Annotated in this window: 9 protein-coding genes; 6 read left to right on the top strand and 3 right to left on the bottom strand. The window is 47.0% G+C overall.

Annotation, left to right across the window (positions count from 1 at the left end; translation table 11 throughout):
* Positions 1 to 26 precede the first annotated feature (26 nt).
* The 3 genes from GV030_RS07110 to GV030_RS07100 are packed head-to-tail and all read left to right on the top strand — an operon-like array spanning position 27 to position 3,221.
* A complete protein-coding gene (locus tag GV030_RS07110) occupies positions 27 to 1,580 on the top strand; it encodes a bifunctional response regulator/alkaline phosphatase family protein (protein ID WP_159581223.1) in 1,554 nt (517 codons plus the stop codon).
* Entirely contained in the window at positions 1,577 to 2,005 is a 429-nt protein-coding gene (tsaE, locus tag GV030_RS07105) for a tRNA (adenosine(37)-N6)-threonylcarbamoyltransferase complex ATPase subunit type 1 TsaE (protein WP_159581221.1), read from the top strand. Before GV030_RS07110 ends, tsaE begins: the two co-directional genes overlap by 4 nt.
* A complete protein-coding gene (locus GV030_RS07100) occupies positions 1,995 to 3,221 on the top strand; it encodes an alanine dehydrogenase (RefSeq protein WP_255465194.1) in 1,227 nt (408 codons plus the stop codon). The genes tsaE and GV030_RS07100 overlap by 11 nt, the downstream gene beginning before the upstream one ends.
* Position 3,222: 1 nt before the next feature.
* On the opposite strand, the gene GV030_RS07095 is transcribed toward GV030_RS07100, so the two are convergent.
* The 3 genes from GV030_RS07095 to GV030_RS07085 all read right to left on the bottom strand — a co-directional run bounded on the left by GV030_RS07095 (position 3,223) and on the right by GV030_RS07085 (position 13,305).
* Positions 3,223 to 8,208 carry a T9SS type A sorting domain-containing protein gene (locus GV030_RS07095; protein ID WP_159581219.1) on the bottom strand — a complete coding sequence of 1,662 codons (4,986 nt, stop codon included), beginning with the start codon at positions 8,206 to 8,208 and terminating at the stop codon, positions 3,223 to 3,225.
* Positions 8,209 to 8,323: 115 nt separating this feature from the next.
* Positions 8,324 to 10,486 carry an ATP-binding protein gene (locus tag GV030_RS07090; RefSeq protein ID WP_159581217.1) on the bottom strand — a complete coding sequence of 721 codons (2,163 nt, stop codon included), beginning with the start codon at positions 10,484 to 10,486 and terminating at the stop codon, positions 8,324 to 8,326.
* Positions 10,487 to 10,623: 137 nt separating this feature from the next.
* Entirely contained in the window at positions 10,624 to 13,305 is a 2,682-nt protein-coding gene (locus GV030_RS07085; RefSeq protein WP_159581215.1) for a valine--tRNA ligase, read from the bottom strand.
* A gap of 200 nt (positions 13,306 to 13,505) precedes the next feature.
* On the opposite strand from GV030_RS07085, the gene GV030_RS07080 reads away from it, so the two are divergent.
* The 3 genes from GV030_RS07080 (at position 13,506) to GV030_RS07070 (ending at position 16,880) form a co-directional block, all read left to right on the top strand.
* Positions 13,506 to 14,642, top strand: a complete 1,137-nt coding sequence (locus tag GV030_RS07080; protein WP_159581213.1) for a hypothetical protein — start codon at positions 13,506 to 13,508, stop codon at positions 14,640 to 14,642.
* 71 nt (positions 14,643 to 14,713) lie between these two features.
* Entirely contained in the window at positions 14,714 to 15,985 is a 1,272-nt protein-coding gene (gene fahA / locus GV030_RS07075; protein ID WP_159581211.1) for a fumarylacetoacetase, read from the top strand.
* Positions 15,986 to 15,989: 4 nt separating this feature from the next.
* Entirely contained in the window at positions 15,990 to 16,880 is an 891-nt protein-coding gene (locus tag GV030_RS07070; RefSeq protein ID WP_159581209.1) for a flavin reductase family protein, read from the top strand.
* Positions 16,881 to 16,976 lie beyond the last annotated feature (96 nt).

Genomic DNA, 16,976 nt, shown 5'->3' with positions numbered 1-16,976 from the left:
TGTTCACTTACGTCAAAAATAGATGAATGCAGAAATATAGAATTTTATGGGCTGATGATGAAATAGATCTCCTCAAGCCACACATCCTTTTTTTAAGTAACAAAGGATTTGAGATCACTCCGGTCAATAGCGGATCGGATGCACTGGAGGAAATAGATCATCACACCTTCGATTTGGTTTTTTTAGATGAAAATATGCCAGGGATGTCCGGTCTGGAAACCCTCAATTACATTAAATCCACGCACCCGAACCTGCCAGTGGTCATGATCACCAAAAGTGAAGAAGAACACATCATGGAGGAGGCCATCGGTGCGAAAATAGCCGATTACCTGATCAAACCACTGAACCCGAATCAAATACTCCTCTCGGTCAAGAAAATTCTGGACAATAAGCGCATCGTATCTGAGCATACCAACCAAAGCTATCAGCAGGAATTTCAGAAGTTGAGCATGACAGTGCAGGATCTGGATGATTTTGAGGGGTGGGCAGATCTCTACAGAAAGCTGGTGTACTGGGATCTGGAGATTGATAGTACAGATGATAAAAGTATGTTGGAGGTGCTGAATACTCAGCGCTCGGAGGCCAATCAGCGGTTTTCTGACTTCATCGTGGACAACTATCGCGATTGGATCACCGATCCTGATGTGGACAGGCCTTTGCTTTCTCATCAGGTACTCAAGAAGAAGGTATTCCCTTTACTGAAAAGTGAAAAGCCGGTTTTCCTCATCGTCATAGATAATCTCAGATTTGATCAATGGGAAATATTGGAACCCGAAATATCGGAGTTATTCAATATTGTGAACAAAGACTACTACTATTCTATATTGCCAACTACTACGGCTTACGCCAGAAATGCCCTTTTTGCAGGACAGATGCCTCTGGATATTGCCAAAAATCATCCCGACCTGTGGGTGGGTGAAGATGATGAGGATGGAAAGAACCTCTATGAGGAGCAGTTGTTAATGAAAAATCTGGAGAAAGAGCGTCTTCAGGTAAAAGCCAGCTATCACAAGATCATCAAGGCCAGTGATGGTAAGAACCTCACGGACAATGTCAAAAACCTGATGAAAAATGACTTCAACGCTATTGTATTCAATTTTGTAGACATGCTGTCGCATGCCCGTACAGATATGCAGATGATCCGAGAGCTGGCTCCAGATGAATCAGCGTATCGGTCTATCACCAAGTCGTGGTTCTCACATTCATCGCTTTATGACCTTTTGCGCTACTTATCCGGTAAAGATGTGAAGGTGGTGATCACCACGGATCATGGGACCATCAGGGTGAAAAAGCCCTATAAAATAGTGGGTGACAGAAACACCAATACCAACCTGCGGTATAAAGCCGGGCGAAATCTTGCCTTTGAAGAGAAGGGAGTACTATTCACCAGAGACCCCGATGAATTCAGGTTGCCAAAAGTAAACGTGAGCACAGCCTTTGCATTTGCGCGCGAAGATTTTTTCTTTGCCTATCCAAATAATTACAATTACTACGTCAACTTCTATAAAGACACCTTCCAGCATGGTGGGGTGAGCATGGAGGAGATGATCATACCTTTGGTAGAGCTGGCACCTAAATGAAAACAATTTTAATTAGTGAAGAAGGGGAGTTGAATGCTGTGGCGGATGCATTGCTGCCACTACTCACAGCGCAACGCATCGTCTGTTTCAATGGAGAGATGGGAGCTGGTAAGACCACCCTCATCAAGGTGATCTGTGAGCGTCTTGGTGTACAGGATCCCATGAGTTCACCTACTTTTTCCATTGTGAATGAATACCGGGACATGGAGGATGACCCCATTTATCATTTTGATTTTTATCGGATAGAAAAGCTGCAGGAAGCGCTCGATATCGGAGTGGATGAATATTTTTATTCAGGAGATATTTGTCTGATAGAGTGGCCGGAGATGATAAAAGAATTGATACCTGAAAATCACCTTGAAATAAGTATTAAATTAGTGGGAGACAATGGACGTGAAATAACCATAGCTTCACATGGCGGATAAAATGAAATCGGGTTTTGCGGAATTAGCCCGTGAGCGGAGCATGTACCCACAAGAGGCACCTGCAAAGATTAAGAGAGGATCAAAATCATTGTTTATAGGGGTACCTAAGGAGATTTCGCTACAGGAGAGCAGAGTGACCCTCAAACCAGAGTCAGTGGAGGTGCTGGCTGCCAACGGACACGAAATCTGGGTAGAAGCAGGAGCGGGGAAGTCCGCGCATTATTCAGACAGAGAGTATAGTGAAGCTGGTGCTAAAATTGTAAACTCCGCCAAGGAGGTTTTTAAAGCCAATATCATTTTGAAAGTGGAGCCGCCCACACTGGAGGAAATAGAATACCTCAATGATGGAGCTACCATCATTTCCGCATTTCAGTCGGGTCGCCAATCAGTAGAATATATTCATGCACTCAATGCAAAGAAGATCACTGCCATTGCCTACGAGTTCATCGAAGACAAAGTAGGGGGGCTTCCGCTTGTGCGGGCCATGAGCGAGATAGCCGGTAGTGCGGTGATGCTTATCGCGGCAGAATTGCTCAGCAATACCAATGGTGGGCAAGGGGTGATCCTGGGTGGGATCACAGGTGTGCCGCCAACTCAGGTGGTCATCCTGGGTGCAGGTACCGTGGCAGAATATGCCGCCAGAGCTTCCATAGGGCTCGGTGTGGATATCCAGATTTTTGACAATCATATTTATAAACTGAGGCGAATCAAGCATGCTCTTGGGCAACAGATTCATACGTCTACGATTGACAATGCTACACTGGAGGGCGCCATTAGCAAAGCGGATGTGGTAATAGGCGCCATACGTGCCGAAAAGGGTAGAAATAAGTGTGTCATCACGGAAGAGATTGTGGCTAAGATGAAATCCGGTTCGGTCATAATAGACGTGAGCATTGATCAGGGAGGCTGTATCGAAACCAGCGAGATGACCAGCCACAAAAAACCGACCTTCAAGAAACACGACGTGATCCACTACTGCGTGCCCAACATTGCTTCCAGGGTATCACGTACAGCTTCCATAGCCATTTCAAATATTTTCACACCTATTCTGTTGCACGTGGCAGACGCAGGAGGGGTGGATGAAATGATCTTCAACCACCCCTGGTTTATGCGAGGGGTTTATACCTATCGTGGTAGCATTTGCAATATTCACCTGGCTCGCAAGTTCAATTTGGGCTATAAAGACCTGAACTTGCTGATGGCCGCCAGGTTCTGATTTAGCGCTTGATGAATTTGATAAGTTGAGCACCTCTGCCTTGAATAGAGATGAAATATATTCCCGGGTTCAACGCTGAAATGTCAAGCTCCATCAGTTCCTGACTGATAGGGAAATTGGCTATTGTCTTTCCTGATACATCTGACAGCCTCAGCGTATGAGAGATATAGTCTTTCCTGAGCGATACCCTCAGAAGCTGATCAGCCGGATTAGGCCAAATACTCATTTCCAATTCACCAACCATATGTAGGGGATCACAGTTTCCTACTACTATGATATTCACTACTTCAGAGGTCTCATTCCCCGATAAATCAGTCAGGGTTACCGTGATCTCCTGGGTGCCAATGTCATCACACCCAAAAGTTTCTTTAGAGAGTTTTATCTGATCCAAACCGCAATTGTCCGAACTTCCATTATCCACCGCTTCGGGGGTGAGGATGGCTGTGCCCAGGGGATCTAGCTGGATAGTAAGACCTTGAAGAATGGCTGTGGGGGCAGTGCGATCCAGAATGGTAACAATGGTGCTACCTACAGTAGTATTACCATCTTTGTCCGTGAGGGTGATTACCACTTCATTATTTCCTAAATCCTCACAGGTGAAAGTGTTCTTACTGAGGATAAAGCTTTCAATGCCGCAATTATCGGTGCTGCCATCATCAATGTCCTCGCTTGAGATACTTACGGTTCCCAGATCATTTAGGTCTAGGGTGAGTTCTTTCAGGTGAGCTACGGGGGCCGCTGGGTCAGTCACGGTCACCAGTGTGGTGGCTGTGGTCACATTCCCGCTGGCATCTTCCAGCGTCACGGTGATTTCATTTTCGCCAAGATCCTCACAGGTGAAAGTGTCCTTACTGAGGACAAAACTTTCAATGCCGCAATTATCGATGCTGCCATCGTCAATGTCCTCGCTTGAGATAGTTACGGTTCCCAGATCATTTAGGTCTAGGGTGAGTTCTTTCAGGTGAGCTGCAGGAGCCATTTGATCGGTCACATTCACCAGTGTGGTGGCTGTGGTTACATTCCCGCTGGCATCCTCCAGCGTTATGGTGATTTGATTTTTACCGAGATCCTCACAGGTGAAAGTGTTCTTACTGAGGATAAAGCTTTCAATGCCGCAATTATCGGTGCTGCCATCATCAATGTCCTCGCTTGAGATACTTACGGTTCCCAGATCATTTAGGTCTAGGGTGAGTTCTTTCAGGTGAGCTACGGGGGCCGCTGGGTCAGTCACGGTCACCAGTGTGGTGGCTGTGGTCACATTCCCGCTGGCATCTTCCAGCGTCACGGTGATTTCATTTTCGCCAAGATCCTCACAGGTGAAAGTGTCCTTACTAAGGATAAAGCTTTCAATACCGCAATTATCGGTGCTGCCATCATCAATGTCCTCGCTTGAGATAGTTACGGTTCCAAGATCATTTAGGTCTAGAGTGAGCTCTTGCAAGTGAGCTACAGGGGCCGCTGGGTCAGTCACGGTCACCAGTGTGGTGGCTGTGGTTACATTCCCGCTGGCATCCTCCAGCGTTATGGTGATTTGATTTTCACCGAGATCCTCACAGGTGAAAGTGTCCTTACTCAGGATTGAGCTTTCAATACCGCAATTGTCCAGGCTTCCGTTGTCCAGGTCTGCAAATGTCATTGTGGTCAGTCCATCGGCTTTCAGCTCCACTGTGGCTGTTTTCAGCGAAGCAATAGGGGCCAGGGTATCAAGTAGGGTTACCTGTATAGGTGCCTGTGTGGAGTTACCACTGTGGTCTTCAGTGGTAACGGTAATTTCCTGAGTACCCAGGTTTTCACAGCTGAATTCGGATTGGCTGACACTGGTGCTCATAATACCACAGTTGTCAGAAACAAGGGCCATAGACTGATCCGAAGTGATGATGGCGGCACCAGCAGCATTCAGATATAAAGTGAGCGCACCATCCTGCACTTTTGGACTTAAGGTATCGGCAATGCTGATAGTAACCTGCTCACTGGTGGTGTTACCATGGGCGTCAGTGGCCGAAATGCTGACTTCCTGCGGGCCCACGTCTTCACAGTAAAAGTTTCCCCGTTCCATGCTCATGGTTATGGTTCCTGAATAGGGGTCATAGCTTTCTCCTGCTATGTTATTGGCTGTGAGCGTAACTGCCCCTGTTTGATCCAGGTAGAACAGGGTGTCCGAAGGAATAAGAATTGGGGGAACATCGTCTATTACCGCCACTACTAAGGTATTTTCGAATGTTCCCCCGCCGCTATCACTAACCTGAATGCGGATAAAATATTCACCAGCCGCCAGATGAGCATTCAGGATGATTAGGGCATTTTCTTGAATTTTGAACAGTGAGTTATGCGTACTGCCTTCACCCTCTATCAGGGTGTAAGTGTGCAGGTTATCTGCGTCAGCATCTTCTGTGCTTAGAAGACCCACTTGAGTATTTTCTCCCGATGACTGCAATACGATTGTATCTGACAGCCTGAGGGCACTGGGGCTACGGTTAGGGTTGATGGTATTGAGCCAGTATTGGGTGAGTGCAAAGTCCGAGCTGATTTCATTTAGCCCGGTGACTAGCACGTCCAGGTCACTGTCGCCATCCACATCGGCCCATTTGGCAACACCGAAGGTCACTTGGGGTAGATAGGCTTGGGTATCAGTGAAGCCATCACCGTCATTTCTTAGTACAGTGGAGATGTACTCGGAGTTGCCAGTATCACCTACCAGGAGGATATCAAGGTCACCATCATGGTCATAATCTCCCCATTCGGCATGTCCAAAGCTCACGCCCGGAAGGATTGCCTCTGTGTCCACGAAAGTGTTATTCTGGTTTTGATAGATGATGGTTCGGGGGGTTAGATCAATGTTTCTGCCAGCAGCGAGCAGGTCCAGGTCGCCATCGTTATCATAGTCGCCCCAGTTCAAGGCAGACTCAGAGAGGCCCTCCAGGCTTATTGTTTCAGAAAAGGTGTTGTCAGTATTGAGGTAAATGATGGTGTAAAGAATAAACCGCCCGTCACCAGATAGTGCCAGGTCCAGATCACCGTCATTATCATAATCGCCCCAGGCCAGGTCTCCATAGGATACTCCGGTGAGGGGACTATCAGTGTCCACGAAGATGCCGTCATCGTTACGGTATATTTTACTTATTTTATCGCTAGACGCTGTGATGCCCGATAGCGCCAGGTCCAGATCCCCATCTCCGTCGTAATCGCCCCAGGCCATAGCCCCGGATGAAACTTCAACTATGTTGGCTTCTATGTCTACAAAGGTGCCTTCATCATTTCGATATATTTTACTCGAGCCGCCCACTGCCAGATCAAGGTCTCCATCTCCATCAAAATCACCCCATCTGACGGGGCCATCTTCCGCCATTTCCAGTCCGGCTTCTATATTGGTGAATACACCCTCATCATTCCGGTATATGCTGGTAGTGGCTGGCGTTCCGGTGATTACCAGATCCATGTCTCCATCCCCATCATAGTCACCCCAATCTGCTTCGCTGAAGAAGAGGTTGGGAAGCATAGCGGAGTTGGCACTATCCAGAACAAACTCATCAATGGGTATTATGTCGTCAACCACCTGAATGTTGAAGGTATCTGTAAGTGTAAGCTCCCCATCACTCACACCTATGATGATCGGGAAGGTACCGGCCCACATATTGCGTGTATTGTTTACATACAGTTGATTTTCGGAAATGTGAAATGCGCCATTGTAGACTCCGGACGCTTGCGCATCGTACACAAGGCTAAAGGTGAGTACGTCGGAGGCGTTGAGGTCGTGGCTTGATAAATCACCTATGAGGGTGTTTTCTCCTGCAGATAGATTGACTTTAAGGTTGCTGAGGTGAAGGGAATCCGGACCAAAGTTAGGGTCGGTGCTGTTCACCCAAAACTCGGAAAAGGGGGCTGAAAATTCCTCACTCAGGCCGGTGATGAGTACGTCCAGGTCAAAATCATTGTCATAATCTGCCCATTTTACTTCACCGTAGTAGGTGAGGGGAAATTCTTCGCTCAACGCATAAAAAGTGCCGTTAATGTTTTCGTAAATTCTGGCGATGGAGGTTCCCTGACCGGTGGTGTCGCCGGCGATCAGGATGTCCAGGTCATCATCTGCATCAAAATCACCCCACTGGACGGAGCCAAATAAGGTGCCTGTAATGGTTGCTTCTATATTGATAAAGTTGCTGATGTCATTTCTGTAAATGAAGCAAACCACATCCAAATCCACTGTTTGCCCGGAAATGAGGAGGTCAGGATCTCCATCCCCATCATAGTCTGCCCAATCCTGATAGGCATTTGTAAGGCCAGTGAAAGCAAACTCTGTGTCTGTGAATGTGCCATTGTTATATTGATACAATCGAGCCTCTATGTTAAAATACCCATCGCCGCTGATGAACAAATCAAGATCACCATCCAGGTCATAGTCAATCCAATGGACCGTGCCAGCGATTTGTTCCAGGTTGGTCTCTGTATCCACAAATACACCATTGTCATTTCTATAGATATAGGCGTCATTCTCAAAGTCGATATTGCTACCGCTCATCGCTATGTCCAAATCACCATCTGCGTCATAGTCACCCCATCGGGCATCACTGTATCCGGTTTGTCCAATCGGAATGAGGTTGGCTTCAATGTCCTGAAAAACACCGTTAGTGTTCTGATAGATGATAGACAAAGGCCCATTGTCACTCATTCCGGTAATCAGGAGGTCAAGGTCACCGTCTCCGTCAAAATCGCCCCAGTCCATAGATCCTCTATAGAATGGGGCGATTTCTGCTTCGATATTCAGCAGTGTTCCGCCCTCGTTTCGGTATATTTCGCAGGTATTTCCTGCATTAGAAATTCCATTGATCACCAGGTCTTCGTCTCCATCCTGGTCGTAGTCCCCCCAGGCGATGTTGCTGAATCCGATATCCGTGAGTGCGGAAGAGAGGCTTTCTGATTTTGTGAAGGTTTGTGCTGTGGAAAAATTGAGAGCGATCAATACGCTAACAACAAGTACTGAGTATTTCATAATCTGGCTATTTGGTTTGGTAAGACAAACCTCTGAAGATCATGGTGGGGTGGGTGTCAGTTTTGTTGCAAAGACTTCCGTTTTTGTAGCAAAAGGGGTATTTATCAGAATTTGCCTAAGAATTGATCGTTTTTTTGCCCACCTCTCCAGGGGTGATTCCGAACTCCTCCCGGAAGGAAGATGCGAAATATCCCGGACTGGAGAAACCGGTCATATAGGCGATTTCGGACACATTTCCAGCTTGCTTTTTCAGCAGGTCGAGCGCCCTTTGCAGTCGCATGGTTTTGATCATTTTCTTTGGAGACTGCCCAATGATGGCTGTGAGCTTGCGGTGGAGCTGGCTCCTGCTCATGCCAATGAGCTCACCGAGTTTTTCTACTGTAAAGGTGTCATCAGCCAGATGCTCTTCCATGAGGCCGAGCACTTTATTGAGAAACTGTTTGTCAAGTGATGGTACGTCCAGGTCGTCAGCTTTTGTGATGAACGTATTGGAAAATTTATTTCGGATCTTTCTGCGGTTGATCAGCAGCGTGGAAATCCTGGCCATCAGTTCTTTTCTGTCAAAAGGTTTCACCACGTAATCATCTGCAGTAGATTCCAATCCCTTCACCTTGCTGGATGAGTCCCCCTTTGCGGTAAGCAGTACGATAGGGATATGACTGGTAAGTTCATGGGTCTTTAGGATCCTGGTGACTTCTATTCCATCTTTTTCGGGCATCATCACATCACAAAGGATCAGGTCGGGAAGTTGCTGCAAAGCCACGTCTATACCCTGTTTACCCGTTTCGGCAGTGAAAATATGGTAGGTGCCCTTCAGGAGATCCGTCAGATAAGCACGGATCTCCTCGTTATCATCGATGATAAGTAATCGGTCGGCCTCAGCGGGTTGGTGCAAGACAGGGCTGCTTGCATCATCAGTGCCAAGCGCCACGGGGGATGTCTGGTGGTTAACTTCGGTTTGTTCTTGGATACTTGCTTCAGGGAAGTCATGCTTTCCAGCAGGCAAGGTGATCTTGAAGGTTGAACCGGAACCTGATGTGCTTTTCACTTCGACGGAGCCATTCAGACGATCCACCAGAGCCTTTACAATACTCAGCCCAATGCCAGAGCTCCCTTGCAGGTCGCTCTCGGTATGATAAAACCGCTCAAAAATGTGCGCGAGCTGATCTTCAGAAATGCCACGTCCTGTGTCCGCCACGGTTAGAACGGCCTGTTCGTGACTGTTGGTTTCCAGTCGCACTATGATGCGTCCTCCATCAGAAGAAAATTTGAAGGCATTCCCAATGAGGTTGATCAAGATTTTCTCAATGCTGTCCTTGTCAAACCACACCTGGGTAGGCTCCTCGGGTGTTTCCACAATCAGGTCTATTTTCTTGACCTCACTCAGGGCTTCAAATGAGCTGGCTATTCCTCTAACAAAAGCGCTCAAGTCTGCCTGAGCCATGTGGAGGGGCAAGACTCCTGCTTCCAGTTTAGAGATGTCCAGGATTTGTTCCACCAGATTCATCAGGCGTTTCCCATTTTGATCAGCAAGCCTTAGTTGTTTAAGCTGTTCGTCGGTGAGGTTGTTGCCAAAGTCTATCAACTGGCGCACAGGTCCGGAAATGAGGGTAAGCGGGGTTCGGATTTCGTGAGAGATGTTGGTGAAAAAACGCGTCTGCAGAGCATTTACTTCCTTAATCTGCTCAGATTGTCTGGTGATCAGTTCTTTGTCGTGCTCCAGTTGCTGATTCTTCCTATTGATCACGCTCAGGTAATATTGGTTGGTGGCATAAAAAACCTGAAAAATGAGCAATAGCATTAGAAAAAGAAAAACAGGGTTGTAGTTAAATTCTGCATCTACCTGCTGGTTGATCAGTTTTGGGAGATGAAAAGAAACAAGGCCTGCTACGAAGAAGAAATAAATTTTCAGTTTGCTGGTGAATAGCATGACGGCTGAAACTGACCAGATCAAAAAGTAATATTCGTAGGAAAAGAGGGGATTGATAAAAGTGGCCAGCACAAAAATGATGCTCCAGGTGATCAGGTGGAAATTGAACCTGCAAAGTCTGAAACTCCATTTGAGGAGAAAGAGGTTTCCAATCATCAGGGAAATCAGTCCTAAATCAATAAAAAAGGGTTGCCGGTCAAATGGACTGATGTTTACAATCATTCCCAACACACCGGTGAGCACGGTGACCATGTGGCCATAAATGAGGTACTTGGCTTTGCTGGATACCACCCAATCGGACGTGTCGAGTCTGTCGGGTAGAAAGTATTTCAATAGTTGGTTGACCATGGATGCATGTGGGTTTCAGGCGAAAACAGTATATGCAAGGTCAAATATCATGATTAATCCTCAAATGGATTGATAAAACAAAGAGGGGCCACACTTCAGTGTGGCTCCTCTTTCTCTACGGATGATTAACATTTGTCCTATCTACCCAGAGACGCTATGCTAGCCTCTAATGACGCAATTTTGGCTTCAGCATCTGCCAGCTTTTTCTTTTCCATGGCTACCACCTGCTCAGGTGCTCCGCTCACGAAACGTTCATTGCTGAGTTTTTTCTCTACCGAATTTTTGAACCCTATCGTATACCCCAGCTCTTCTGTTAGCTTCTTGCGTTCAGCTTCCACATCGATTTGCTCAGTCACCGGCACAAATAACTCATGCGACTGTACTACAAAGCTGAAGCAGTTGTCCGGTTTTTCTTCCGTGAAGTCCAGGGATGACACATTAGCCATTTTCTGAACCGAAGCAGAAATCTGTTCGAAAAGTGCATGGTCGGAGGTATTGACCATCAGGGCAAGTTCTTCTTTCGGAGAGAGCCCTTTGCTATTGCGCAGGTTCCTGATGTTGGTGGTGATTTCAAATAACAAATCACCTGAAGTCAACACACTTTTGTCAAAAGGCTTACTTTCAGGCCATGCCGCTTTGATCAGACAATCGTTTTCGTCACGCTCCTGTATGGTGTGCCAGATTTCTTCGGTGATGAAAGGCATAAACGGGTGCAGCGTCTTCACCACCAGCTCAAAAAAGGCGATGGTCTGATCATAGGTCTTCTGATCTATGGGCTGCTCAAATCCCGGCTTGATCCATTCGAGGTACCAGCTGCAGAAGTCATTCCACACCAGCTTGTAGGCTGTCATGAGGGCGTCAGAAAGGCGATACTTGGAGAAGTGATCCTCCAGCTCCTCTTTGGCGGCATAGAAACGACTCTCAAACCATTTCGCCGCCAGGGCGTTTTCCTCACTTTGAGGCTGATCCACTGTATTCCACCCTTTCACCAGGCGGAAGGCATTCCAAAGTTTGTTAGAGAAATTTCGACCTTGCTCCACCAGCTTTTCGTCAAAAAGCAGATCATTTCCGGCAGGAGAGGAGAAGAGCATCCCGGTGCGAACACCATCTGCTCCATATTGCTTGATGAGATCCAATGGATCTGGGGAATTACCCAGCGACTTGGACATTTTCCTTCGCTGTTTGTCACGTACTATACCGGTTAAATATACATTTTTGAAGGGTTTGTCACCCTTGTACTCATAGCCGGCAATGATCATTCTGGCTACCCAGAAAAATAGAATCTCGGGGGCGGTCACCAGCGTGTCGGTAGGGTAGAAGTAGTCCAGCTCAGCGTTTTTGCCGTTGATCACCTTACCAGTTTCTTTATCAAAGCAGTTCTCATTGAAACCATCAAACACCGCCAGAGGAAACAACCACGAGGAGGCCCAGGTATCCAATACATCTTCATCTTGCTTTAGGTCTGATGCAGTCAGTTGCTTTCCGGACTTTTCGCAGGCCAGGATCACCGCTTCTTCCAGCGACTCAGCCACTACATAGTCCTCTTCCCCTTCGTCATAGTAATAAGCGGGGATTCTCTGTCCCCACCATAGCTGTCGGGAGATACACCAGTCACGTACATTCTCCATCCAGTGGTTGTAGGTGTTCTTAAACTTTGGTGGATAGAGAAGTATTTCGTCTTCCATCACCACCTTGTGGGCGGTGCGGGAGATTTCTTTCATTTTGATGAACCACTGCAGGGAAAGCTTGGGCTCCACCACGGTGTTGGTACGCTCGGAGCGACCTATTCTGGTGACGAAATCCTCTTCCTTGAGCAGAAACTCAGCGGCTTTCAGGTCTTTTACGATTTGCTTTCTCACCACAAACCGATCCACGCCCACAAACTTGTCGATGCCACAGTTTTCATTGAGGGTGCCATCCAGGTTGATGGTGTCTATCACCTCCAGTCCATGGCGCTGACCTATTTCATAGTCATTGGGGTCGTGGGCCGGAGTTACCTTCAGGCAGCCTGTACCAAAGTCCAGCTCCACATAGTCGTCCCCGATGATCGGAATCTCACGGTTGACAAACGGCACAATGGCCTTTTGGCCAATGAGATGAGCATGACGCTCATCCTTGGGGTTGACAGCAATGGCTGCATCACCCAGGATGGTTTCAGGGCGCACCGTGGCGATCGTCACGAAATCATCAGAACCAGCAATTTTGTATTTCACATAATAGAGTGTGGCATGTTCGCCGCCCTCTTTGTAGATCACTTCTTCATTGGAAAGGGCAGTCTTGGCCTCACAGTCCCAGTTGATCATTCTAAGGCCCCGGTAAATAAATCCTTTCTTATAGAGGTCATTAAATACCGAGATCACGGCTTTGTAGTAGCCTTCATCCATGGTGAAAGAGGTGCGGTCCCAGTCGCAGGAAGCTCCCAGTTTTTTGAGTTGCTCCAGGATGATGCCTCCATATTTTTCTTTCCATTCCCAGGCATATTTGAGAAATTCATCGCGAGACAAGTCACTCTTTTTAATGCCTTTTTCACGAAGCATGGCCACTACTTTAGCTTCTGTAGCGATGGAGGCATGGTCTGTACCAGGTACCCAGCAGGCTTCTTTACCTTCCATTCGTGCCTTTCTGATGAGGACATCCTGGATGGTGTTGTTGAGCATATGACCCATGTGGAGCACACCTGTGACGTTGGGAGGGGGAATCACAATGGAGTAAGGTTCTTTTTCAGGATTTACCTTGGCTTTGAAAAAACCTTTTTCCATCCAATGGCTATACCATTTGTCTTCTGTTTGTGCCGGGTCGTATTTAGTAGAAATCTCCATCGAGAAGTGTCGAATATTTTGATATATGATTTAAAGAGCGCAAAGTTAATTCTTTAATTGGAAGGAGAAACCGGGTTCTACGCCATGAAAATATTTTTGAACAAACTAAATCCGATAATTCTTTATGTTACGTACGTTAGGCAGATTCTGCAAATGGAATCTTTTAAAAAACTGAATCAATCAACCTATTTTAAAAAGATATGATCACTAACCCTGCGATTACCCACCGTTCAAATTCACAGGCCAGACAAGAGGAAACAAAAGATGTGATGTGGAAACAGCTACTGAGCCTCACATTGCTTTATGCCTCAGTCATTATTGGCTGGATTGCATATTACAACTACCAGCCCAAGCTTCTCGAAGCATACAATTTCACTGACCTTACTTTATTCTTATTTGTGGTGCAGGGGATCATTATGGTCATTACACCGATGATTGCCGGACGTCTGGGAGACAGATTTCGTGGTAAGGCGGGTAAACGTCTTCCGATCATTTCAGCGGGTGTGAGTTTTGCTGCCATGATTTTCATGGCTACAGCTTTTACCTTATATACTGAACCAGGGCCTGTTTTCAAATGGATCCTGCCGGGACTGATTACCCTTTGGTTGTTTTCCATGGCGCTTTTTACCAGTCCCGCTATTTCTACTATCGAGCTCTTCGTTCCCGTGAAGAAACTACCAACGGCCATGGCGATGCTAACCATTGTCTACGGGTTGTTGTACTCTATAGAGCCCATTATTGTAGATATTATCGATTTCCTGGGCGCTCCTCTGACCTTTGTAGCCGGTGGTGTAGCCGTGTTTTTTAGTGGGCTTTTGATGAAGAAAAACACCAAAATAATGGTGGATGTCCCCAAGAAGACGGAGCTGGCCAAATCTGACTATACCTATGCATTCGTGTTGGGGATTGCTTTGGGCCTTGCTACTACTTTGCTATTCAATATGTTTCCTGATTGGTTTGAGGCGAAGAACTTCCATTTCTTTGGGATATCGGGTAATGGCGCCGTATCGGTAATCCTGGCAATGGTGGCCATCTTGTCCCTTCCGCTGAGTAAGTTTACAGAGAGCCGGTCTATTTATTTCACCATCTTGCTGAGTATTCTGGCCTCCTTTGCAGTGGTGGCAGGTATTTATTTCACAGACAATTACGCACTGCTGGTGATCCTTATTATTCTCTTCGCCCTGTTTTATAGCATGATGTCCGTGAGTTTTCTTCCCTTAGCGCTCACTGTCATTCGTGACCAGCACAAAGTCTTTGGAGTGGGTGTGTTCTTTGCAGGATTTGAACTTCCCAACGGTATTTTGGAAGCCATTTTAGTTGCACAGGGTAATTTCTAAACGGCTTTTTTGATAAGGCATTGTAACCTTATATCATTGCATCTGTTAATTCAAACAAACAACAGGATAGCATGATAAAAGCTAACAACCCCCAATTGAAATCATGGATACCCACCAAGGCAGATTCTGACTTCCCCATTCAGAATCTGCCTTTTGGTATTTTCAAAAACGGAGATGATCACACCGGTGCGGCCTCTGCCATTGGTGATTTTGTCATCGACCTGAAAACCCTTTACGATTTGGGATACTTCGATGGACTTTCGCTGCCCAAAGAGGTGTTTTCTAAAAATACACTCAATGAATTCATAGGGCTGGGAAAAGAAACCACCCGTAAGGTAAGAGAGAGGCTTTCTGACTTACTGGAAGTCTCTAATACTGAGCTTCAGCATAATGAAGCCGTTCGGTCTTCCGTCTTTATTCCCATGGATCAGGTGCAAATGCTGTTGCCGGTACATATTGGAGACTACACCGATTTCTACTCCAGCGAACAGCATGCTTACAACGTAGGTTGCATGTTTCGTAACCCGGATAACGCCCTCATGCCCAACTGGAAGCACATTCCCGTAGGCTATCATGGCCGGGCTAGCAGCATTGCCGTTTCGGGTACCGACTTTCATCGGCCCAAAGGACAGACCATTGCTCCTGATGCCCAGGCTCCGGCTTTTGGTCCCACCAAAAGACTCGATTTTGAATTGGAGATGGGTTTTATCACCGGAAAGGCCAACCCATTGGGTGCCTCTATTCCAGTGGCTGAAGCCGATGAGTATATTTTTGGTTTTGTACTCTTCAATGACTGGTCGGCCAGGGATGTGCAGAAGTGGGAGTATGTTCCGCTGGGCCCCTTTTTAGCCAAGAATTTCTTCTCATCAGTCTCACCATGGATAGTTACCATGGATGCTTTGGAGCCATTTCAGGTGCCTGGTCCGGTGCAGGACCCGCAGGTACTTCCTTACCTGGAGCTGGCAGACAGAAAGAATTTTGATGTAAACCTCAAGGTGTTTATTCAGCCGGAAGGATCAGAAGAAAAGCAGGTGTCGCATTCCAATTTTAAGCACATGTACTGGAACGTGAATCAGCAGCTGGCACACCACACTGCGAACGGTTGTAACATCAACGTTGGAGATTTATATGCAAGCGGAACCATCAGTGGACCTACCCCGGAAGCTTACGGAAGCATGCTGGAACTGGCCTGGATGGGAACCAAGCCCATTGCAATGCCGGACGGTACAGAGCGTAAATTTATCCACGATGGTGACACGGTGATCATGCGCGGATATGCTGAAAAGGATGGTGTGCGCATAGGCTTCGGTGAAGTAAGAAACAAAGTTTTACCTACACTTTAGGACCATGGCAAAGATCAAACCTTCTGACGTCTCCGTTCCTGAGTTTCATCAACTCCTGTTGGGGACTATAGCCCCCAGGCCCATCGCTTTTGCCAGTACGGTGGACAAAGAGGGGCACGTCAACCTGAGTCCTTTTTCTTTTTTCAATGTGTTCAGCGCCAACCCTCCGATATTGGTCTTTTCACCTGCCAGGAGGGCTCGGGACAATTCCACCAAGCACACCCTGGAGAATGTATTGGAGGTGCCTGAGGTGACCATCAGTATTGTAAACTACAGCATGGTGGAGCAGATGTCGCTGGCCAGCTCAGAGTATGACCGTGGAGTGGATGAATTTATAAAATCAGGCCTGACCGCCATGGCTTCAGACACTGTACGCCCGCCACGGGTGGGGGAGGCTCCTGCCGCATATGAGTGTAAGGTGATCGAGGTGAAACCTTTGGGTGAAAATGGTGGTGCCGGCAATCTGGTGATCTGTGAGGTGCAACTTGCGCACATTTCAGACGATATTTTCTTGAATAGTAAAATTGATCCTTTTAAATTGGATGCTGTCTCCCGTATGGGGGGTGATTGGTACTGCAGGGCTCAGGGAGACGCACTTTTCGAAGTAGTAAAACCAATTAAAACCAAAGGAATGGGAGTTGATAACATACCGAAGAGCATTAGAAACAGCAAAGTACTCACAGGTAATCACCTGGGTAAGCTTGGAAATGTCGAAAGCATACCCTCCGAGCAGGAGGTGAATGATTTTGCCAATGAACCCGAAGTGAGTGCGATTCTCCAGTATGTAGACCATGAGCCCGATCGCATTCAGGAGGAGCTTCATAAGCTTGCAGCCCAGCATCTGGATGCAGGTGATCCACTGGCTGCATGGAAGGTCCTTTTGCAGGAATACTAAGCCAGAGTGGGCTTTTTGAAAGTTTTTGCCCCTCACCATGTGATTAACACATTGATCTTGGTGGATTTACCCCTTATTAGGTAGTGCGATTAACAA

The organism is Marinoscillum sp. 108, from assembly GCF_902506655.1.
GTDB classification, from domain to species: Bacteria; Bacteroidota; Bacteroidia; order Cytophagales; family Cyclobacteriaceae; genus Marinoscillum; species Marinoscillum luteum.
The sequence above is the reverse complement of the archived record's forward strand: the minus strand, read 5'-3'. Positions and strand labels throughout refer to the sequence as shown.